This is a genomic window from Nocardia sp. NPDC057353 (genome assembly GCF_042667085.1).
GTDB lineage: Bacteria > Actinomycetota > Actinomycetes > Mycobacteriales > Mycobacteriaceae > Nocardia.
The window spans coordinates 1-21346 of record NZ_JBHVAK010000085.1 but is presented as its reverse complement, the minus strand read 5'-3'; the positions used below and the strand labels follow the sequence as shown (position 1 = coordinate 21346).

General features: G+C 72.3%; 14 protein-coding genes. 7 read left to right on the top strand and 7 right to left on the bottom strand.

The features are described from left to right. The first annotated feature begins 293 nt into the window (after positions 1 to 293). The 3 genes from ACFUUZ_RS29130 to ACFUUZ_RS29120 are packed head-to-tail and all read left to right on the top strand — an operon-like array spanning position 294 to position 2031. The gene (locus tag ACFUUZ_RS29130; protein ID WP_378701778.1) at positions 294 to 803 is read left to right on the top strand and encodes a hypothetical protein; all 510 of its coding nucleotides are present in this window, start codon (positions 294 to 296) and stop codon (positions 801 to 803) included. Positions 804 to 844: 41 nt separating this feature from the next. Continuing rightward, positions 845 to 1675, top strand: coding sequence for a MerR family transcriptional regulator (locus ACFUUZ_RS29125; protein WP_378701776.1), 831 nt, complete (start codon positions 845 to 847; stop codon positions 1673 to 1675). A gap of 14 nt (positions 1676 to 1689) precedes the next feature. Beyond that, a complete protein-coding gene (locus tag ACFUUZ_RS29120; protein WP_378701774.1) occupies positions 1690 to 2031 on the top strand; it encodes a VOC family protein in 342 nt (113 codons plus the stop codon). On the opposite strand, the gene ACFUUZ_RS29115 is transcribed toward ACFUUZ_RS29120, so the two are convergent. Further along, complete coding sequence (locus ACFUUZ_RS29115) at positions 2028 to 2462, bottom strand: SRPBCC family protein (protein WP_378701772.1); 435 nt, start codon at positions 2460 to 2462, stop codon at positions 2028 to 2030. The genes ACFUUZ_RS29120 and ACFUUZ_RS29115 overlap by 4 nt on opposite strands. 259 nt (positions 2463 to 2721) lie before the next feature. Between ACFUUZ_RS29115 and ACFUUZ_RS29110 the strand changes: the two genes are divergently transcribed. Beyond that, positions 2722 to 4155: an FAD-binding oxidoreductase gene (locus tag ACFUUZ_RS29110; RefSeq protein WP_378701771.1), complete on the top strand. Its 1434-nt coding sequence runs from the start codon at positions 2722 to 2724 to the stop codon at positions 4153 to 4155. Next, on the top strand, positions 4152 to 5468 hold the full coding sequence (locus ACFUUZ_RS29105; RefSeq protein ID WP_378701769.1) for a class I SAM-dependent methyltransferase: 1317 nt from the start codon (positions 4152 to 4154) through the stop codon (positions 5466 to 5468). Before ACFUUZ_RS29110 ends, ACFUUZ_RS29105 begins: the two co-directional genes overlap by 4 nt. 215 nt (positions 5469 to 5683) lie before the next feature. On the opposite strand, the gene ACFUUZ_RS29100 is transcribed toward ACFUUZ_RS29105, so the two are convergent. The 5 genes from ACFUUZ_RS29100 to ACFUUZ_RS29080 form a co-directional block, all read right to left on the bottom strand. Further along, positions 5684 to 9172: a protein kinase gene (locus tag ACFUUZ_RS29100; protein WP_378701780.1), complete on the bottom strand. Its 3489-nt coding sequence runs from the start codon at positions 9170 to 9172 to the stop codon at positions 5684 to 5686. Positions 9173 to 9358: 186 nt separating this feature from the next. Continuing rightward, on the bottom strand, positions 9359 to 10408 hold the full coding sequence (locus ACFUUZ_RS29095) for an esterase-like activity of phytase family protein (protein ID WP_378701767.1): 1050 nt from the start codon (positions 10406 to 10408) through the stop codon (positions 9359 to 9361). A gap of 215 nt (positions 10409 to 10623) precedes the next feature. Then, positions 10624 to 12774, bottom strand: coding sequence for a 3-hydroxyacyl-CoA dehydrogenase NAD-binding domain-containing protein (locus tag ACFUUZ_RS29090; protein WP_378701765.1), 2151 nt, complete (start codon positions 12772 to 12774; stop codon positions 10624 to 10626). Positions 12775 to 12810: 36 nt separating this feature from the next. Then, positions 12811 to 14022 (bottom strand): acetyl-CoA C-acetyltransferase, encoded by a 1212-nt coding sequence (locus ACFUUZ_RS29085; RefSeq protein WP_378701763.1) that lies wholly within the window; start codon positions 14020 to 14022, stop codon positions 12811 to 12813. Between the two features lie 254 nt (positions 14023 to 14276). Beyond that, positions 14277 to 17183 carry a DNA polymerase III subunit gamma and tau gene (locus tag ACFUUZ_RS29080; protein WP_378701761.1) on the bottom strand — a complete coding sequence of 969 codons (2907 nt, stop codon included), beginning with the start codon at positions 17181 to 17183 and terminating at the stop codon, positions 14277 to 14279. 390 nt (positions 17184 to 17573) lie between these two features. On the opposite strand from ACFUUZ_RS29080, the gene ACFUUZ_RS29075 reads away from it, so the two are divergent. Next, positions 17574 to 18389, top strand: a complete 816-nt coding sequence (locus ACFUUZ_RS29075; RefSeq protein ID WP_378701760.1) for a hypothetical protein — start codon at positions 17574 to 17576, stop codon at positions 18387 to 18389. Between the two features lie 6 nt (positions 18390 to 18395). Here the strand turns inward: ACFUUZ_RS29075 and ACFUUZ_RS29070 are convergent, their stop codons facing one another. Beyond that, a complete protein-coding gene (locus ACFUUZ_RS29070) occupies positions 18396 to 19598 on the bottom strand; it encodes a neutral zinc metallopeptidase (protein WP_378701759.1) in 1203 nt (400 codons plus the stop codon). Positions 19599 to 19702: 104 nt separating this feature from the next. On the opposite strand from ACFUUZ_RS29070, the gene ACFUUZ_RS29065 reads away from it, so the two are divergent. Then, positions 19703 to 21346, top strand: a 1644-nt coding sequence (locus ACFUUZ_RS29065) for a DUF2207 family protein (RefSeq protein ID WP_378701757.1), incomplete at its 3' end; no start/stop codon positions are given.

The window sequence follows — 21346 nt, the reverse complement described above, 5'->3', positions numbered from 1 at the left end:
GGCTCCACTTCTACAATCACCACCGAGCCCACTCCGCGATCGGAGGCCGACCACCGGTCACCCGACTGACCAACCTCCCTGGACATCACAACTAGTCGGCGGCGGGGCCGGCTACACCGTCGGTTTTGCGAGGATTTATCCTGGGAACCCGGGTCGGGGCCGGGAAATCAGCTGCACCGGCTACAGTGCAGCGATCTTCCCGGGCGCCATAGCGATGACCGGTAGCGACCCTGGAGCCGACGATGTCCCCGTTCCGCCGTAAGTCCGTTCTCACCATAGCCGCATCGGCACTGATGCTGCTGTTCGCGGGCGGCACCGCCCACGCCGACTCCGGGATCACCGACTACGGCGGCGGCTGTGTCCTGAACGCGGGCAATCGGGCGGCGACCATCGATGCGCTGCGCTTCCGCTGCACCCCGGAACAGCAGGATCTGCTGTTCCACGCGGCCGCCCCGGGCGCCGTCCCGCGCGGCGTCACCGACGGCTGGATGGTGCGGCCCGGCTACCTGCAGGGCATCACGCCCGCCTTCTGGATCGGCAAGACCTTCGCCACCGGCCCGGACGGCGGCCCGCTGACCAACCGGATCACCGGGCTCGACATCGCCGGCTGGCCCGCGGACATCTACCGCGGCACCGCGCTGCTGGACGGACGCCCGGCCTGGGTGCTCAACTACGCGCCGTCGCCGACCCCGCAGGTGCACGACGAGGTGCGGGAGGTCTCGCCCGGCGTCTGGTTCGGCTACTCGTGGTGGCTCGGCGCCCCGAACGTGCTGCTGCTGACCTTCGTGGTCGCCACGCCGTGAGGGGTTGACCCTCCCGCCACGGGAGGGTGTTCGCTGGAGCCATGACAGCGACCGTCCCGATCGGGGAGTTCTCCCGGTTGACCTACCTCAGCGTCAAGGCGCTGCGGTACTACCACGACATCGCGCTGCTGGAGCCCGCGGCGGTCGACCCCGGCTCCGGCTACCGGCGCTACGCGGTGGATCAGGTGCCGACCGCGCACCTGATCCGCCGCCTGCGCGCGCTGGACATGCCGGTCGAGGAGATCCGCACGGTGCTCGGCGCGCCGGACGCGGCGGTCAGGGACACCGCCCTGCGCGCGCACCTGCTCCGGATGGAGGAGGAGCTGAACCGCACCCGCGACGTGGTGGCCTCGCTGCGCGCGCTGCTCGCCCCTGGGGCGCGGGCGCTCGCGGTGGAGTACCGCAGCACGCCCGGATTCTCCGCGCTCGCCGTCACCGAGGGGATGGTCAGGGCCGATATCGGGCCCTGGTGCGGCAGCGCCTTCGCCCTGCTCTACCGGACGCTGACGGCCGCGGGGGTGTCGCCCGCCGGGCCGGGCGGGGCCCTGTACTCCACCGCCTGGTTCGAGGAGGACGCGGGCGAGGTGACGGCGTACGTCCCGGTGCCTGCCCGCACCGCGGGCCCGCTGCCGCCCGCCGCGGCCACGCACCCCGCGCCGGTCCTCGCCGAGCTGCCCGCGGGCCGCTTCGCCGTCGCCGTGCACGAGGGCGGCTTCGAGGACTTCGACCGCAGCTACGGCGCGCTCGGCAGCCACGTCGCCGCGCACGACGTCTCGCTGCCCGCGCCCATTCGCGAGATCTACCTGGCCGGGCCGGACGTGGTCGCCGACCCGGCCGGCTACCGCACCGAAATCTGCTGGCCCATCCGCTGATTCAGGAGGAACCCATGTCACTCGCGCTCGCGCACGTCACGATCGACAGCGAGAACGCCGCAGCGCTGGCGGGCTTCTACGCCGAATTGCTGGAGCGGGAGGTGGATCCGGAGGCGTCGGAGTACTTCGCCACCGTCGGCGGCGCCCCGACGCTCATGTTCATCAAGGTGGGCGACAAGACGCCGGGGAAGAACTCGGTGCACCTCGACCTGCACGCGCCGGATCGGCGGGCGCAGGTCGAGCGGGCACTCGCCCTCGGCGCGCAGCAGCTCGGCGATTTCGACGAGTACGGCGCGCGCTGGACCACGCTCAGTGATCCCGAGGGGAACCTGTTCGATATCGGAGAAACTCGCTAGGCGAGTTCCTTCTTCAGGTTCTCCAGCACCTCGGCCTGGATCTTCTTCAGGCCGAGCGGGGCGAAGATGCCCTCGAAGATGCCCTTGACCCCGCCCGCACCGTTCCAGGTGGTGAGCAGCGTGACCGTGGAGCCGGTGCCGTCGGGGGTCACGGTCCAGGTGTTGACCAGGGTGGAGTTCGAATCCTTCTCGGTGACGGTGGAATCCGTCGCGGTCACCACGGCGCGCACGTTGCGCTGCCGCTTCTCGGTGGCCTGCAGGATCCACTCGGCGACGGTGCCGGTGCCCTTGCCGCCCTCGACCACCCGGTAGTCGCGGTAGTGCGCGCTCAGGATGCGCGGGCGGACGGTGTCGTAGTCGGCGACGGCCGCCAGCACCCGCTGCGGATCCGCGGCCACCGTGACCGAACTGCTGGCGCTGACCTGTCCCACTTCGCACTCCTTCTCCGGGCGCCTGCCCGGCGCCCTGCTGTCCGAATCGTCCGGACCGGTACGGCCCGAACGTCAACGATCCTGCCCGATTCCGGGCGGGCGCACGAATGCGCGCCCGGTGTCGAGGGAGTTACAACACCGCCGTGTTACCTGCTTGTTCCCTGTTCGCCGCCCACCGTGACATTTCTCGGCCGACACGGTGAACTTCATGGCCGGTGTCGGTTCGACGTACTAGCGTCGAGGGGTGGCAGTGAGTCCGATGAGGAAGGCCGGCCACGCCCCGGCCGCACGCGAATCCGGTTTCGCCGCGCATCGGGAAGGCGTCGAGCGACTTCTCGCGAGCTATCGCGCCATTCCGCCCGACGCGAATGTCCGTTTGGCGAAGAAAACATCGAATTTGTTCCGGGCGCGGGCGAGCAATTCCGCTCCCGGGCTCGACGTCTCCGGGCTGACGTCGGTCATCGCGGTGGACCCGGTGGCCCGCACCGCCGATGTCGCGGGGATGACCACCTACGAGGACCTGGTGGCGACCACGCTGCCGTACGGGCTGGCGCCGCTGGTGGTGCCGCAGCTCAAGACGATCACGCTGGGCGGCGCCGTCACCGGGCTCGGGATCGAGTCCACCTCGTTCCGCAGCGGCCTGCCGCACGAGTCGGTGCTGGAGATGGAGGTCCTCACCGGTGCGGGAGAGCTGCGCACCGTGCGCCCGGACGGCGAGTACGCCGACCTCTTCCGCGGCTTCCCGAACTCCTACGGCACGCTCGGCTACACCGTCCGGCTGAAGATCGAGCTGGAGCCGGTGCTGCCCTACGTCGAGCTGCGGCACCTGCGCTTCCACGACCTGCGCGCGCTGGAGGCGGCGCTGACCAGGATCGTGCTCGACCGCGCGCACGACGGCGAGCGGGTGGACTACCTGGACGGCGTGGTCTTCACCGCGGAGGAGAGCTACCTGATCCTCGGCAGGCAGACCGACGAGCCGGGGCCGACCAGCGACTACACCGGGATGCGGATCTTCTACCAGTCGATCAGGCACGACGGCGCCGCGCCGAAGCGGGACCGGCTCACGATCGCCGACTACCTGTGGCGCTGGGACACCGACTGGTTCTGGTGCTCGCGCGCCTTCGGCACGCAGAACCCGCGCATCCGCAGGTTCTGGCCGAAGCGGTACCGGCGCAGCAGCTTCTACTGGAAGCTGGTCGCGCTGGACCGGAGGTACGGGATCGCCGACCGGCTCGGCGCGCGGAAGGGGAACCCGCCGCAGGAGCGGGTGGTGCAGGACATCGAGGTCCCGGTGCAGCGCACCGCCGATTTCGTCGAGTGGTTCCTGCGGGAGATCCCGATCGAGCCGCTCTGGCTCTGCCCGCTGCGGCTGCGCGACACCGGCGCCGACCCCGGCGCGGGGGGCCGCGCCTGGCCGCTGTACCCGCTGGCGCCAGGGCGCACGTACGTGAACGTCGGGTTCTGGTCGGCGGTGCCGACCGTTCCCGGGCAGCCGGAGGGCGCGGCCAACCGCGCCATCGAGCGCACCGTCACCGAGTTCGACGGCCACAAATCGCTGTACTCGGATTCCTTCTACGACAAGGATGAATTCGCGGCGCTCTACGGCGGCAGCCATTACACCGAGCTGAAAAAACGCTACGACCCGGACCAGCGGCTGCTGGACCTGTATGCGAAGGCGGTGCAGAGACAATGACAACTTTTCGGGACCGATCCGACGTATTGGCGGAACTCGGGACGAAATTGACGATCGCGGAGATCATCGAAACGTTGGTCGACGGCCCGGTTCCGGTTCGTTTCACCGCGTTCGACGGCAGCGCGACCGGGCCGGAGGACTCCGAATTCACCCTGGAGATCCGCAATCCGCGCGGCATCAACTACCTGGTGAACGCGCTCGGCGATCTCGGGCTGGCGCGTGCCTACATCTCGGGCGACCTGATCGCGCACGGCGTGCACCCCGGCGACCCGTACGGGGTGCTGCACGCCATGCAGTCGCTGCGCTTCCACCGGCCGTCGGCGCTGACGCTGCTCACCATCGCGCGCTCGCTCGGCTGGGAGCGGCTGCGCCCGGTCCCGCCGCCGCCGCAGGAGACGCTGCCGCGCTGGCGCCGGGTGGCCTTCGAGGGGCTGCGACACTCCAAGACCAGGGACGCCGAGGCGATCCACCACCACTACGACGTCTCCAACGCCTTCTACGAGCACGTGCTCGGGCCGTCCATGACCTACACCTGCGCCGCCTACGGCGCGTCGGACTGGACGCTGGAGCAGGCGCAGGAGAACAAGTACCGGCTGGTCTTCGACAAGCTGAAGCTGAAGGCGGGTGACCGGCTGCTCGACATCGGCTGCGGCTGGGGTGGGATGGTGCGCTACGCCGCCCGGCGGGGAGTCCGGGTGATCGGGGCGACGCTCTCCGCCGAGCAGGCCGCCTGGGCGCGGCAGAAGATCGAGGAGGAGGGGCTCGGCGAACTCGCCGAGGTGCGGCACAGCGACTACCGGGACATCGCGGAGTCCGGGTTCGACGCCGTCTCCTCGATCGGGCTCACCGAGCACATCGGGGTGCACAACTACCCGAGCTACTTCCGCTTCATCCAGGGCAAGCTGCGCGACGGCGGGCTCTTCCTGAACCACTGCATCACCAGGCACGACAACACCAGGACCACCAAGGCGGGCGACTTCATCGACCGCTACGTCTTCCCGGACGGTGAGCTGATCGGGTCGGGGCGGATCATCAGCGACATCCAGAACGTCGGGCTCGAGGTGCTGCACGAGGAGAACCTGCGCGAGCACTACGCGCTCACGCTCGCCGAGTGGTGCGCGAACCTGGTCGCCAACTGGGACGCCTGCGTCGCCGAGGCCGGGGAGGGGACCGCCAAGGTGTGGGGGCTCTACATGGCGGGCAGCAGGCTCGGTTTCCAGCGCAACGTCGTGCAGCTGCACCAGGTGCTCGGCGTCAAGCTCGGCCCCGACGGGCTCTGGAACGTGCCGCTACGCCCCTGGTGGGAACCGTAAGCTCCGCAACCCTCCGGGGTGGGCAGGGTATGTCGCCCACCCCGGGGGTGGGCGACCCCACCCCCTCGGGGGCCCCCTACCGCAAGGCTCCGCCGCAGGGCGCTTCGCCTCCGTGGCCGCAAGGCACTCCTCCCGCGGCCGTGGGGTGACCCCCTCGCGGCTGTTCCGGCGGTAGCCGGAAGGGGGCTCAACCCCGTAGGGGTGGAAACAATTTCTTACTCTTCTGACCCGAGCACGCGGAGAATCGCGGTGATCCCCGGCCCGGTGTCCAGCAGGGGCCGAGGCCACCCGATCTCCGCGCAGGTGGCAGCTACCGGCCGCACGAGATGAGCGGCCTCGCCGACCCACCCCGCCGCCGCCAGGCACTCGGCCAGCAGCAGCGTGGTGTCGAGTTCGGCCCGCGGCCGCTGCTGCTCCACCATCCGACTGCGCAGCGCCCGCGCCCGCCGGACCGCCCGATCCGCGAGTTCACCATCGGCACCGGAGGCATGCCGCGCAAGCAGGGTGCGCACCGCGCAGATCTCCTCCGCCTCGGCGATCAGCGCCGCCGCCCCGCGCCGCCGCCCGCCCCCGTACGGCGCCCCCTCCGGCTCCCCCGGCGCCGCGAACCCGAGCCGCAGCCGCTCGGCCCGCACGTGCGCCCCCAGCCTGGCCAGCTCGTTGCTCTCGGCCAGCAGGGCCCCCTCGTCCAGCCGGGCGAGCGCGGCTTCCCGATCGCCGCGCAGCGCCTTCACCCGCGCCCCGATCACGTAGGCGGGCACCAGGAAGTCCACCGGCCCGATCCGGGTGGCGAGCCGGTGGCTCTCGTCCAGCAGCTCGGCCGCCGCCTCCAGGTCACCCTGCCGGTACCGCAGTTCGCCGAGCATGGCCGCCGCCAGCCGCACGGCGTGCGAGCGCGGCCCGGAGCGGGCCAGCGCCAGCTCGTAGGCGCGCCGGTACCGGTCGTCGGCGGTCTCGACGTCGAGCAGCTCGTACCCGGCCGCGCCCTCCCCGCAGAGCCCGAAGACCGCGCCGAGCGGGTCCTTCGACGCGGCGTGGTACTCCGCGGCCCAGAGCTGCACCCGCGCCGCCTCGCCGAAGTCGCCCTCCGCCCAGTGCACGAAGCTCGCCAAATTGGCCGCGGTGGAGACGGTCCATGCGGGCAGCTCGTCCGCCCTGGCCAGGCAGTCCGCCACCCCGTCGAGCACGCCGTCGGTGCGGTCCCGCGCGACGTCGTCGGCGGCGGCGAGCACCGCGGCCGCGCAGCGCTGCGCCGCCACCTCGGCATCGTCCGCGGCGCCGCGGGCGAGCAGGTTCGACAGCTTGCCGAGCGTGCTCCGCGCCGCCCCGGACTGCTGCAGGTTCACATTGGCCCGCGCGACCGCCATGAGCAGCTTGGAGCGCGAGGCCACCTGCTGTACGGGCAGCTTGGAGACGGTGCCGAGCAGCGTCGCCAGCCGCGAGCCGTCGATCAGGTCCATGCCGCCGCTCTCCAGCAGGTCGAGCGCCATGGTGAGGTCGGCGGCGGCGAGCGCGTGGTCCACCGACTTGCGCAGCTGCTGGTGCTCGGCGAACCAGCGCGACGCCTTCCGGTGCAGCGCGCGCGAGCGCCCGGGCCGCACCCGGTCCAGCCGGGCGCGCAGGTACTCGGCGAAGAGCGGCTGGATTCGGAACCAGCTCGGGTCCCGGTGGCTGCGGGTGACGAAGAGCTCCCGCGATTCGGCCTCGGCCAGCAGCAGCTCGGCCTCCCGGTCGCCGGTGAGCGCGGTGGCGAGCGGGCCGCTGACCCGCTCGGTCACCGAGACGTCCATCAGGAAGTCGAGCAGCCGCGGCTCCAGGGCATCCAGCACGTTCTCGGTGAGGTACTCGCCGATGCCGTGCGCGCCGAAGCTCTCCACCAGCCGCTCCGGGTCGGTGCCGGTGCGCAGCGAGAGCCCGGCCAGCGCGACCGCGGCGGGCCAGCCGTCGGTGGCCGTGGTGATCGCCTCGACCTGGGCGTCGTTCAGCGCCTGCGGCTCGCCGTGTGCCAGCACCTCGGCGGTCTCCTCGGCGCTGAACCGGAGCCGCGCGGCGTCCAGCTCGACCAGTTCGTCGTCGACCCGGAGCCTGCTCAGCGGCAATGCGCCCTGGTCCCTCGTGGTGACCACGAAGCGCAGGTGGTGGCAGCCGTTGCCGAGCAGGCTGTCCAGCACGCCGCGGGCGCCCTCGTCGGTGATCCGGTGCCAGTCGTCGATCAGCACGACCACCGGCTCGCCGGAGGAGTGCAGCTCGTCGATCAGGGTGGCGACGACGTAGCCGATGCCGTCCGCGGGCCGCTCCTCCAGCACCTGCCCGAGCCCGGCCCCGATCTCCGGGCGCACCCGGCGGACCGCCTCGACCAGGTGCGCGAGGAACCAGCTCGCGGCGTCGTCGTCGGCGTCGATCCCGATCCAGGCGGCGGCGACCCCGCGCTCCTGCAGGTCGGCCCGGTACTGCGCGGCCAGCGTGCTCTTGCCGTACCCGGCGGGGGCGTGGATCAGCGCCAGCCTGCGCAGCCCGCCCGCGCGCAGGATGCGCAGCAGCTCGCCGCGGCGCACCGGCGCGCGCAGCGGGGTCGGCGGGCGGAACTTGGTGGCCGGGGTCGGCGGCACGGTGCCCGCCGGTCCCGTGTCCCGCCGGGTCGGCTCGGGCGCCATGTGCCCGAGCACCACGCCCTCGGATGCTGAGCCCTCCTGCCCCGAGGTCCAGGACGCGGAGCCCTCCGACCCCGAGGTCCCGAGCGCCGAGCCCTCCGGCCCCATGCTCTCGGACGCTGAGTCCTCGGCCCCGGTCCATGTGCCGTTGAACCCGGCGGCTGCGACCAAGGGCAGTGCCATTTCGTCCGGCGGCCGCCCGTGCGCCCGCTGCACCGCGCGCAGCAGCTCGCCGAAGGCGTACGCGCTGTCCGGGCGCTCCCCGGGGTCGGGGGCCATGGCCCGCTCGATCGCACCGGCGACGTCGTCCGGGATGGCGTGTTCGCGCAGGTCGGGGACGGGCTGCGTGGTGATCCGGAGGAACTGGGCGACCACCTTCTCCCCCGCCTGCCGCTCGAAGGCGGCGTGCCCGGTGAGCACCGCGAAGAGCGTGGCGCCCAGGCCGTAGACGTCGGAGCGCACGCTCGGCTCCTGGCCGCCGAGCACCTCAGGCGCGGTGTAGGCGGGCGAGCCGGTGATCAGGTTGCCCGAGGTGCGGAACCCGCCGGGGATGCGGGCGATGCCGAAGTCCGTGAGCTGCGGCTCACCGTAGGCGCTGAGCAGCACGTTCGCCGGTTTCACGTCCCGGTGCAGAATGCCTGCCCGGTGCGCGCTCTCGATCGCGCCCGCCAGCCTGACCCCCGCGCGCAGCGTGTCGGCCCAGCCGAGCGGCCCCTGCTCGCGCAGCGTGTCGTCCAGCGAACCGCGCACGCAGAACGGCATGACGATGATCGGCAGCCCGCTCGGCGTGACGTCGACCTGCAGGATGTCGAGGATATTGGGGTGCCCGGAGAGCCTGCCCATGGCCTGCTCCTCGCGCAGGAAGCGGGCCCGGCTCTCGGCGTCCAGGTCCGAGGAGAGCACCTTCACCGCGACCACCCGCCCCAGCGTGGCCTGCACACAGCGGAAGACGACGCCGAAGCCGCCGCGGCCGATCGTCACCGCCTCGGCGAGCCCCATCCCGGCCAGCTCCGCGACGATCTCGGCCAGGTCGTCGGGGTCGGCGCCGGGCAGGTGCCGTCGAGTCTCGGATACGGCCTGCCCCGGCTCGGGGGCCGCCCGTTCCGGCGAGGGTCGGTTCACCGGACCACCTCGACCTCACTCGACGCCGCGGTACACACCCTCCAACGTAGCGCGCCGGATGCCGGAGCGGTGCCCTTACGCCCGGCGCGGCGGCCCGCGGCTGATCGGAGGTTCCGATCAGCGCAGCGCGACCGCGATCACCTGGGTCTTCTGCTTGTCGTCGAAGTTGTTGTCGCTGACCAGGATCAGCGTGCGCTCGCCGGTGCCGAGGCGCGGGCCCCAGGTCATCCCCTCGATATTGTCGACGTGGCCGAGGCCGAGCTGGTTGAGATCCGCCACCAGTTGCTTGGCCACCGGCTTGCCCGCGCCGATCGGCTTGTCCAGCACGTTGCCCGCGGCCGCGAGATCCGCGCGGTAGATACGGATCCGGTTGCCCTGGCCCGGGACGTAGCCGCGCTCCAGCACGAGCAGCTTGGTGGGGTCGAGCGGGTTCTCGGCGAGGATGCTCGAGACCCCGTTGTTGCCCTCGCCTGGGGCGAAGACCGGCTCCACCGGGTAGGCGTACTGGGCCAGCACCGGGCCGGAGCGCGCCTGCACGGTGAGCCGGATCGGCGCGCCGGCGGCGGCGGTCGGCTCCGGGCCGTCCTGCAGCAGCGGCGCCTCCAGCGCGGTCACGAAGAGCATGCCGTCGGCGGCGAAGGTGGCGGCCTCGAGGCCGCCGTTGCGGCGCGGCCCGGTCGTGGCGCGCATGGCGGTGTTGCCCGCGATCGGCAGCTCGCCCAGGTAGCCGCCGTCCTGGCCCGCGATCCGGGTGGCCGGGTCGATGAGCAGCTCCTCGAAGCGCTCGCCCTCCTGGGTCCAGACGAAGTCGCCGGTGCGCGGGTCGACCCGGATCTCCTCGGGATCCACCGAGAGCGCGCCGTATTCGTCGCCGTCCGCGGTGCGCAGCGGGTGCGTGCCGGTGAGCGTGACCGGGCCGATGCCCTTGTCGTCCACGGTGAACCGCGCGGTGTAGAACCGGGCCGGGTCGCGCTCCGAGCGGTCGTCGCTGATCAGGACGTACTCACCGGTGCGGGCGGCGAAATCGATGCCGGAGAGCCCGCCGACGGTGGTGCCGTCGAACTCCAGCCCGAAGGGCAGCACCTGTTCGCCGAGCAGCCGGACCGGCGCGGGCGCCGCCCCCGCCGTCGGCGCTCCACCCGGCAGCAGCAGCGCCGCACCTGCCAATACCCCTGCAACGGCCCGACCCGTCCGCCCACTCGACACGCGATCAAAATAGCCGAACTCGCGAGTAGGAGTGAAGAGCACCACAAACCGTACGGTTAACAAGACCGTGCTCTTCGCCACAGCGAAACGCATTGCGCGCACCCCGAATCCGTGCAGTGCCGCAACGCGGCGGGCCCGCCACCGCAGCGCGGTGACGGGCCCGTCGGGCTTGCTGCCTACTTGCGCAGCGAGGCCGGAACCTCGAAGCGCTTGCCGTACTTCTCGGCCAGGTAGTCGGCACGGGCCACGAAGGCCTCCTGCCCACCCGGGTAGCCGACGATGAACTGGTGCACACCGCCGGTCCAGGCCGGGAAGCCGATGCCGAAGATCGAGCCGATGTTGGCGTCGGCGGTCGAGGTGAGCACCCCTTCGTCGAAGCACTTCTGGGTCTCGATGGCCTCGGCGAACAGCATCCGGTCGACCAGGTCCTGGAACGGCACCTGCAGCTCCGGGCTGGTCTTGTAGTGATCCCGGATGCCCTGCCAGATGTGCAGGCGCTTGCCGTCCTCGTCGTACTCGAAGAAGCCCGCCTTCTCCAGCCGGCCCGGGCGGCCCTGCTCGACCATGAAGTCGATGACGTCCAGCGCCGGGTGCCGCTCGGTGCCCATGGTGATGTCGCCCCGCTCGGCGGCTTCCTGGGTCTCCTTGGCGATCTTCTGCATGAGCTTCATGTTCAGCTCGTCGGTCAGCTGCAGCGGCGCGGCCGGGTAGCCCGCGCGCAGACCGGCCTGCTCGATGGTGGCGGGCTCGATGCCCTCCGTGAGCATGGCGATCGCCTCGTTGACGAAGGTGCCGATCACCCGCGAGGTGAAGAAGCCGCGGCTGTCGTTGACCACGATCGGGGTCTTCTTGATGGCGAGGGTGTAGTCGAACACCCTGGCCAGCGCCTCGTCCGAGGTCTTCTCCCCGCGGATGATCTCCACCAGCGGCATCTTGTCGACGGGCGAGAAGAAGTGGATGCCGATGAAGTCCTCCTGCCGCTTCACACCGTTCGCGAGACCGGTGATCGGCAGGGTGGAGGTGTTCGAGCCGAGCAGCGCGTCGGGGGTGACGACGTCCTCGATCTCCTGGAACACCTTGTGCTTCAGCTCGGTGTTCTCGAAGACCGCCTCGATCACGAAGTCGACGCCCGCGAAGTCGGCCGGGTCGGCGGTCGGCTTGATCCGGTCGAGCAGCGCCTTGGACTTCTCCTCGGTGGTCTTGCCCCGGGAGAGCGCCTTGGCCTCGATCTTCTCGGAGTAGTTCTTGCCGCGCTCGGCCGCCTCGATGGTGACGTCCTTGAGCACGACGTCGTAGCCCGCCTTGGCGGAGACGTACGCGATGCCCGCGCCCATCATGCCCGCGCCGAGCACGCCGACCTTCTTGATCTCCTTCTTCGGCACGTCCTTGGGGCGCGAACCACCGTTGTTGATGGTCTGCAGGTCGAAGAAGAAGGCCTGGATCATGTTCTTCGCGACCGGCCCGGTGAGCAGGTGCACGAAGTAGCGGGACTCGATCAGCGACGCGTCGTCGAAGCCGACCTGCGAGCCCTCGACCGCGGCCGCCATGATCGCGCGCGGGGCGGGCATGTTGGCGCCCTTGAGCTGCTTGCGCAGGTTCGCCGGGAAGGCGGGCAGGTTGGCCGCGAAGCCGGGCGAGGCCGGGGTGCCGCCGGGGATCTTGAAGCCCTTCTTGTCCCAGGGCTGCACGCCGGCATCGGGGTTGGCCTTGATCCACGCCTTGGCGGCCGGGACCAGCTCGTCGACCGAGCCGACCAGCTCGTTCACCAGGCCCAGCTCCTTGGCCTTGGCCGGCTTGTTGCGCTGGCCCTGCAGCAGCACCTGCATGAGCGCGCCCTGCAGCCCGAGCATGCGCACGGTGCGGATGATGCCGCCGCCCGCGGGCAGCAGGCCGAGGGTCGCCTCGGGCAGCCCGATCTGCGAGCCGGGCACGTCGGCCGCGATCCGGTAGTGCGTGGCCAGCGCGATCTCCAGGCCGCCGCCGAGCGCGGCGCCGTTGATGGCGGCGACGACCGGCTTGCCCAGGGTCTCCAGCTTGCGCAGGGCGCCCTTGATCTCGCCGAGCTCGTCCATCAGCGCCTGGGCGTCGTTCGGCCCGACGTTCATCATGTTCTTCAGGTCGCCACCGGCGAAGAACGTCTTCTTCGCCGAGGTCAGCACGACACCGGCGATGTCGTCCTTCTCCGCGACCAGCCGATCGACGGTCTCCGTCATCGACTTCTTGTACAGCTCGTTCATCGTGTTGGCGCCCTGGTTCGGGTCGTCCATCGTCAGCACGACGATGCCGTCCGAATCCTTCTCCCAACCGATCATGTTGGTTTCGCTCACAGCTCTGTGTCTCCTATTTCCAGCTGCCGGTTGGGGTCAGACCCGCTCGATGATGGTCGCGACGCCCATGCCGCCGCCGATGCACAGGGTGACCAGCGCGTAGCGCGCGTTGCGGCGCTCCAGCTCGTCGACCATGGTGCCGGTGATCATGGCGCCGGTGGCGCCGAGCGGGTGGCCCATGGCGATGGCGCCGCCGTTGACGTTCAGCTTCTCGTCCGGGATGTTCAGGTCCTTCTGGAACTTGAGCACCACGGAGGCGAAGGCCTCGTTGATCTCGACCAGGTCGATGTCGTCCAGCGTCAGCCCGGCCTTGGCCAGCACCTTGTGCGCGGCCGGGGTGGGGCCGGTCAGCATGATGGTGCCGTCCGCGCCGGAGGTGGCGGTGGCGACGACGCGCGCGCGGGGGGTCAGCCCGGAGGCCTTGCCCGCCTCCTCGCTGCCGACCAGGACGAGGGCGGCGCCGTCGACGATGCCCGAGCTGTTGCCGCCGTGGTGCACGTGGTTGATCTTCTCCACGTAGTGGTACTTCTGCAGCGCCACCGCGTCGAAGCCGCCCATCTCGCCGACCAGCGCGAAGGAGGGGTTCAGCTTGGCCAGGTCCTCGGCGGTGGTGCCGGGGCGCATGTGCTCGTCCCGGTCCAGCACGACCAGGCCGTTGATGTCCTTCACCGGCACGATGGACTTGGCGAAGTAGCCGCCGGTGGTGGCCTTGGCGGCCAGCTCCTGCGAGCGCACCGCGTAGGCGTCGACATCGTCGCGGCTGAAGCCCTCGATGCTGGCGATCAGGTCGGCGGAGACGCCCTGCGGGACGAAGTAGCTGTCGTAGTTGGTGGCCGGGTCGAGCGCCCAGGCGCCGCCGTCGGAGCCCATCGGAACACGGGACATGGACTCCACGCCGCCCGCGAGCACCAGGTCGTCGAAGCCGGAGCGCACCTTCTGCGCCGCCATGTTGACGGCCTCCAGGCCGGAGGCGCAGAAGCGGTTGATCTGCACGCCGCCGACGGTGTCCGGCAGCCCGGCGCTGAGCACGACGGTGCGGGCGATGTCGGCGCCCTGGTCGCCGACGGGCGAGACGACACCGAGGATGATGTCCGAGATCCGATCCTCGTCCAGGTTCGGGAACCGGTTGCGCAGCTCCTGGACCAGACCCACGGTCAGATCGAGCGGCTTGACCGAGGTCAGCGTGCCTTTCTTGTTGCGGCCGCGCGGGGTGCGGATGGCCTCGTAAATGTAGGCCTCAGTGGTCATATCGGAGTGTTCCTTCCTAGGGTTGCGGCGGTGCGGACTCTCGTCCGATCCAGACGCTTCGTGCTCGGGCCGCGAGCGGCGCGAGCGCGGGGGGTTACCTCGCCGACCGGCCCTGGGACCGACCGTCCTGACGCTGTACAAAACCGGTCATGCAGCAGTCGGCGCGCGTTGACGCCCCGACCGAGCTCGGCCACCCGACCATACTACCGCGTGTGCGAACTCCGGTTAACTTAACGTGTTGTGGGCAAGGGTTGTCAACCATCCAGCCGTGTGGCACCCAGCTCACTGCGCAGCAGCTCGAGCGCCAGCTCGTCCGGGTCGCGCCGATCGCCGGGCGCCACCGGTTCCGCGGCGGCCGCCAGCATCTCCCGCTCCTCCTCCGCCGTGGTGGCCGGGATGGCGCCGCCGGAGCGGTAGTTCGGGACGTTTGCGCTGGTGGCGGCGGGGTCGGGCGGGTAGGAGCCGTCCGGGCCCGGGTCGTCGGGGAGGTCGGGGTAGTCCGGGGGCGGGATGTCGTCGTACGGGGTGCGGCTCGGCGGGGCGGGCTGCGCGCCGGTGCCGCGGCCCGCGGGGGGTGAGATGGTGCGGCCGCTCGACGGTGCCTGGCGGGGCGGCTGCTTGGGTTCGGGGCGGGCGGCCGGGCCCCAGGCGGGCTCGCCCTCCTGCTCGTCCGGGCCTGGCTCGCGCCGCGCCTCCCGGTTCTGGCTGGGGCGGGAGTAGCGGGGGGCGCTCTTCTCCGGTTTCCGCTCGGCGCGGCCCTGCTGCCTGGCCGGGGCCGGTTGGCGGGGCGGCGGGGCGCCGCCCGCCTCCCAGCGCAGGTCCAGTTCGCGGTTCAGCACCGCGCGGATGGCGGAGCGCACCGCCTCCACGTTGCGCGGGTCGGAGAGGCGCTGCGCGAGCGGCGGGCTCTGGTGCGCGAACACCACGACGCCCCGCTCCACGCGCAGCACCGACGCGCCGGACAGCAGCGCCTGCAGGGTCGGGCCGAACTCCCGGACCCGGCTCCGTATCTCCGGCCAGGACTCGGTCACGACACGCTGGATGTCGGCGTCCGAGTCGCCGCCCGGCGCCGCGCCTGCCCCGGCCGGTCCGCTCGGCGCGGACTCCGCCACATCAGCCGGTCCGCTCGGCGCGGGCTGCGCCGCGTCGGCTGCCCCGGCGACAGGCGTCGGTGTGTCATCGGCGGTCGCGAGAGCGGCCGCTTCCTCAGCCCCCGCACCGTCGAACGCCGCGGGCAGCTCCGCATCGTCCTCGGCCGCCCGATCCACCGGCGGGCCCGCGGCGGGCGCTCCGGGGTTCGGCCGCGTCTCGGCGGGGCTCGTGACCGGCGCCGCCTGCGACTCCGCGCCCCCCGCTGCTGTCCGATCCACCGACGGGCTCGCGGCGGTCGCCCCCGCCACGGAGGGACTCGGGACAGACGCCGTCAGCGACTCCGCGCCCGCCGCTGCCACCTGGCCCACCGGCGGGCTCGCGTCGGGCGCCTCCCGGCTCTCCCCCTCCGCTGCCCCTGCCCCGGCCCCCGCCGCGACGGGTGCATCGGGGGCCTCCCGGGCCCCTTCGGACGCGCGCACCGCCGAAGCCTCGAGCGGCTCCCGATCGCCCGCCGCCGGCGCGGCCTCGACCGGCATGAGATCCGCACCCTGCGACGCGCGAGCGCCGGATTCACCGGCGTGCCCGGCTGCGACGTCATCGACCGCCTCCGGCTGCTCCTCGTGTGGAGCACCGCCGACCGGCTCCGTCCGGCCGACAGGCCCGGCCTCGGGTGCGGCCTCCTCGTGGGCCTGCCGTGTCCCGCCGCCCACCACCGCGGCGCCCGCGTTCACCGGCTCACCCGGCTCGGCTTTCGCCGCGGGACCGGCCGGGGCGCCGGACCGTTCCCGGCGGAGCGCCGCCATCGCCTCCGCACCTCGCCGTCGCGGCGGCTGATCGGCACCGGCGACGGGCACCGGGTCCGGCGCGACCGCGACGGTGGCCCCCGCCCCGCTCGGCGCGGGCGCGAACACCCCGCCCGCCATCGCCTGCTCCAACCGCTCCAACCGCTGGAGCGTCGCCGCCTCGGTATCGGAGGCGGCGGGCAGCAGCATGCGGGCACAGACCACCTCGAGCAGGAGCCGGGGCGCGGTGGCGCCGCGCATCTCGCCGAGCCCCTCGTGCAGCAGCTCGGCGTACCGGGTGAGCGTGGCCGGGCCGATCCGGCCCGCCTGCTCGCGCAGCCGCTCCAGCACGTCGGCGGGGCCCGCGACCAGCCCGCGCTCGGTGGCGTCCGGCACCGCGCGGACCAGGATCAGGTCGCGCAGCCGCTCCAGCAGGTCGACGGCGAACCGGCGCGGGTCGTGCCCCGCCTCCATGACCTGCTCGACCACCCCGAAGAGCTCGGCCCCATCGGAGTCGGCGAGCGCGTGCACCGCCCGGTCGATCAGCGCGACGTCGGTGACGCCGAGCAGCGCGACCGCCCGCGGGTAGGTGACGCCCTCCGGCCCCGCCCCGGCGAGCAGCTGGTCGAGCACGCTCAGGCTGTCCCGCGGCGAGCCGCCGCCCGCCCGGATGACCAACGGGTACACCGCGTCCTCGACCGGCACCGCCTCCTGCTCGCAGATCTTCCCGAGCAGCCCGCGCATGGTGGCGGGGGGAAGCAGCCGGAACGGGTAGTGGTGGGTGCGTGAGCGGATGGTGGGCAGCACCTTCTCCGGCTCGGTGGTGGCGAAGACGAAGATCAGGTGCGCAGGCGGCTCCTCGACGATCTTGAGCAGGGCATTGAACCCCGCCGTCGTCACCATGTGCGCCTCGTCGACGATGAACACCCGGTACCTGGACTCGGCGGGCGCGTAGAAGGCGCGGTCCCGCAGCTCGCGGGTGTCGTCGACGCCGCCGTGGCTCGCGGCGTCGAGTTCGATCACATCCAGGTTGCCCGGCCCGCCCGGACCGAGCGCGACGCAGGAGGGGCAGACCCCGCACGGCGTCGAGGTCGGGCCGTCCACGCAGTTCAGCGAGCGCGCCAGAATGCGCGCGGAGGAGGTCTTGCCGCAGCCGCGGGGGCCGGAGAACAGGTAGGCATGGCTGATGCGGCCGGTGTCCAGCGCGGTGCGCAGCGGGTCGGTGACGTGCTCCTGCCCCACCACCTCAGCGAATGTTGCCGGTCGGTACTTCCGGTACAGAGCCACGGCCAGAGGTTACCGGCGGCCACCGACAGCGGGCCAGCCGCGCCCGGCTGTCCGGAAAGCGATTCCGACGCACCGGATAACGCTATTAGTGACGCAGATCACACAGCTGCCGCAAACCTTTTCCCACGGACAACACACACCCCACGAAGCTATTGGCGAGTTATCTCCTGTCCCAGCAATCGGCAGCCGAATGCGATTCATGATGCGAAACCGCTGTACTCGCTGGTAAGCGAACTCGAAGCCGGTTTATGGGCCGATTCACCCCCCGAACGAATCAGGTTTGACGCTCCCCTGGCGTGCAATCAACTGGTTACCTTGGAACGCGAATATCCAGCGCCACCACGGATTCCAACGGCGACACGATCGCCACGATTCGAGGAGTGTTCCGCCGTGCCGTCGTGTGACACCATCGCCGCAGCCTGGCTCGCGCAGACCGAGTTCGCCGCCGACCGCTCCGCGGTCGCCCTGCTCAGCCGCGCCATCGAGCCCACCGAGCTGGAGCGGGAGCGCGAACCGCTGCCGATCACCGCCGCCGCCGAGCCCGCCACCGCCGCGGCCATCCTGGAGCTGCTCGAGCACGGCGAGGTGCCGACGCTCGCCGCGGTCCGCACGCACATCGCGCGCCGGGAGCTGCGGGTGGAGTCCGAGCGGGTCTCCCGGCTCGGCGAGCTCGCGCAGTGCAGCATCGACGACTTCGGGCGCGTCCTCGCCCGCCTCACCCACGAGCACTGGATCCGGCACGGCGCGGGCCCGACCCGGCGCGACGTGCTCGACGCCCCCGCCGTGCACACGGCGATCCACGAGTACGTCGGCGACGTCGAGCCGACGGCGGTGCGGCACCTGTGGCTGCTGGAGCGGGCGCAGCGGGCGGGCTGGATCGCCTACAACACCAGCCCGCGCTCGCTCTGCGCGGGCCGCCGCTTCCACGCCGCCAAGTACGGGCCGCGGGTCTCGCAGCAGCCGGTGGAGACCATCGGCACCCTGGTCGCCCGCTTCGTCGACGGCTACCGCACCAGGTACGAGCGCTCGCCGCGGTGGAACACGCTCGCCCACGACCTGCGGGACAACCGCGGCCGCCGGGTCTTCTTCGACACCGCCGACGCGCACGTGCAGCGGCTCTGGCTGGTCACCGCAGGTTGGCTGACCACCCCGAACGACCTGCCCGCGCCGGGCCCGCTGGCGCAGCGGCTGCTCGCCGCGCGCTGACCGGCGTCAATTCACCTCGCCCGCCGCGGCGGTGAAGGTGTTGCAGCGGGTGGTCCGGTTCTGCTCGACCCCGGTCTCGAACCACCGCCCGCCGTTCTCGGCGGTGCCGTGGTCGCGCATGTCGCCCGCCTGGTCGCCGCGGCCGTAGGCATCGCGCCTGGCCACGTTGAGCTGGGTGGAGCTCAGCGACCCGGCCTCCGACGACGCGCCGATGAACATGCCGTCGAAGCAGTTGGCCTGCAGCTCGACCCGGCGGGAGAGCTCCAGCCCCTGCGCGCTGCGCACCCCGGCGTCCACCCGGTCGCTGTTCGCCTTGCGCAGGATGCCGCTGATCGCCTGCACGTGGTGGCCGTACTCGTGCGCGAAGACCGACAGGTAGACCACCCAGTTGTCCCCGAAGAGGTCGGTCTGCAGCTGGCTGATCGGCATGTAGATGGTGTGGTTGGCCGGGCAGTAGAACGCCGCGAAGTCGCTGGTGCTCCCGGTGCACGGGGTGCTGACGCCCGCGGTGGAGGCGGTGATCGAGAGCTCAGGGTCGGAGAAGGGGAGCCCGGCGTCGGTCAGCACCGGGCGCCAGGCGTCCGCCAGGCAGCTCGCCGCCGTCTCGAAGAAGGTGCGCGCCACCTCGACGCCGGTGCCCCACGGCGCGTAGTCGCACTCGGCCGGGAGGAGCGTGCCGGAGGTGCTGGTGAGCAGCGGGTTGGCCGCGGTCTCGGCCGGGCCCGCCTCGGTCTCGCCGGGCGGCTGGTAGCCGAAGCTCGGGTCCGGCCCGGTGGCCTGGTCGGTGGTGAATGTCGAGGCGCCGAGCCGAACCAGCCCGACGACCACGGCGATCACCACCGCGAGCACGATGAAGACGGCTCGGCCGCCGCCGGACTTTCGCGGCGGGTTCGGGCGCCCCGGCGGGCCGTAGGGCGCGGGCGGCCTGCCGTACGGCGGCGGCGCCCCGTACGGCTGCGGCGCGCCGTAGGGCCGCGGCTGCTGCGAATACGCCTGCGGCGGGCGGTACCCCGGCGGCGGCGCCTGCCCGCCGGGCGGTGCGGCGGGGTAACCGGGCGGCGAGGTTTGCCTGCCGGGGGGTGCGGCGGGGTAGCCGGGCTGCGGCCTGCGCTGCCCCGGCTGCTGCGGATAACCCTGCGCCGGGCGCCGGCCGGGCGGCGGCCCGTAGGGGCCGGACGGACCGTACGGCCCCGGATGACCTCCGGACATCGGGCCATGACCGTGCGGAGGTCGAGTCACTCCACCGTCCCCCTCCGCTTCACAGGTTCAACAGCCGCCGACGAAGGATAGCAACCCGTCTAGAGTGTCCAGCCATGCTGAGTTTTCGGGGGGGCGCCCGAGCGGCACTCCTGCTCCTGGCCGCGGCGGGCACGCTGGCCACCGCGCCGGTCGCCGCCGCCCAGCCCGCGCCGGGAGCCGCCGTCGTCGCCGACCTGAAGCTGAACCGCGACGGCGTGCTCGAGGTGGTCGAGTCGATCTCGGTGCCCGCGGGCGGGCAGTTCCGGATGTCGCTGCCACTGCGGCTCGACCTCGGCGACGGCCGGGAGCGCCGCTTCGAGGTCACCGACGTGACGACCGATGGCGCCGGGACCACGACCTTCGCCGACGACCAGTTCACCATCGAGGCGAACCCCGGCGAGTCCGCCTTCCGCTACCACGTGCGCAATACCGTCGGCGTGGCGCCGGAGAGCCAGGTCTTCCACTGGGTCGGGCTGCTGAACGCCGACGTCTCCTCGATCAGCGCCACCGTGATCGCGCCGAGCTACCAGATGGCGCTGGTGGACTGCAAACTCGGCCCGATCGGCGCCACCAGGCCCTGCGCCGACGTGCACATCGAGCCGGACGGCGTGCTCTACCTGGAGCAGACCGGGCTGCAGCGCGGCGACGCCATCGACCTGCGGCTGCAGCTGCCGCCGAACACCGTGCCCGCCAATGCCGACGTCACCGAGCCTGGCCGCTCGCCGTTCGCGCTCTCGGCGCCCGCGCTGATCGCCTTCGGTGTGCTGCTCGCCGCGCTCGCGGGGCTGGCCGCGCTGGTGCTCAGGGCGCGCCGCGGCGCCGCCGACGACGGCACGGCGGTGCTCGACCCGCTGCTGCGGGACGGCGGCACCGTGCTGTTCACCTCGCCCGACGGCGTGCTGCCCGGCGAGGCGGGGCTGCTGCTCGACGAGCACGCCGACCCGGTCGACCTGGCCGCCACCGTCGTCGACCTCGCGGTCCGCCGCTACCTGCGGGTCACGAGGATCGCGGAGTCGGACTGGCGGATCGAGCGGGTGAACCCGGCCGACGACCAGCTGCGTGAGTACGAGCGGATCGTCTACGAGACGCTGCTCCCGGCGGGCGCGGAGACCGTCCGGTTCTCCGAGCTCGGCGCGGCGGGGCGGATGTCCCTGGACGCCCTGCGCGCCGGGCTGGTCGCCGATGCCGTCGCGCGCGGGACCTTCACCGACCCGCGCAGCCGCGCGCTGCCGCGCTACCTGGGCGCCGCGCTGATCGCGGTCGGCGCCGCGGTGACCGTCGCGCTCGCGCTCACCGCGGGGCACGCGCTGGTCGGCATCGCCATCGCGCTCGGCGGGGTGGCCGCGCTGCTGCTGCCGAGCAGGCTGCCGCTGCGCACCGACCGCGGCCGGGCGCTCGCCGCCCAGCTCCGCGCCATGCAGCGCGGGCTGGAGCAGGTCAGGCGCGCGGACGTCCCGGTCGACCAGCAGGAGCTGCTGTTCTCCCGGGCGCTGCCCTTCACGGTGGTCGGCGGCCGCGGCGACCACTGGATCCGGGTGTTCGGCGATCTCGATCCGACCGCCGACGGCGACCCCGGGCTCTACTGGTTCGGCGGCTTCGAACGCGATCGCGACCTGCGCCGGTTCGCGAGCCACTTCCCGTACTTCATCACCGCGCTGGAGCGGCTCTTCGGCGGCGGGGGCCCCGCCGGGGGGGGGGGGCGCGCGCCGCGCCCCCGG

What these genes read in the sequence shown, in the direction of transcription:
- ACFUUZ_RS29105 (WP_378701769.1), top strand. Translation starts at nt 4,152, where the DNA reads ATGACAACTTTTCGGGACCGATCCGACGTATTGGCGGAACTCGGGACG.
- ACFUUZ_RS29085 (WP_378701763.1), bottom strand. Translation starts at nt 14,022, where the DNA reads ATGACCACTGAGGCCTACATTTACGAGGCCATCCGCACCCCGCGCGGC.
- ACFUUZ_RS29125 (WP_378701776.1), top strand. Translation starts at nt 845, where the DNA reads ATGACAGCGACCGTCCCGATCGGGGAGTTCTCCCGGTTGACCTACCTC.
- ACFUUZ_RS29130 (WP_378701778.1), top strand. Translation starts at nt 294, where the DNA reads ATGCTGCTGTTCGCGGGCGGCACCGCCCACGCCGACTCCGGGATCACC.
- ACFUUZ_RS29120 (WP_378701774.1), top strand. Translation starts at nt 1,690, where the DNA reads ATGTCACTCGCGCTCGCGCACGTCACGATCGACAGCGAGAACGCCGCA.
- ACFUUZ_RS29070 (WP_378701759.1), bottom strand. Translation starts at nt 19,598, where the DNA reads ATGTCCGGAGGTCATCCGGGGCCGTACGGTCCGTCCGGCCCCTACGGG.
- ACFUUZ_RS29110 (WP_378701771.1), top strand. Translation starts at nt 2,722, where the DNA reads ATGAGGAAGGCCGGCCACGCCCCGGCCGCACGCGAATCCGGTTTCGCC.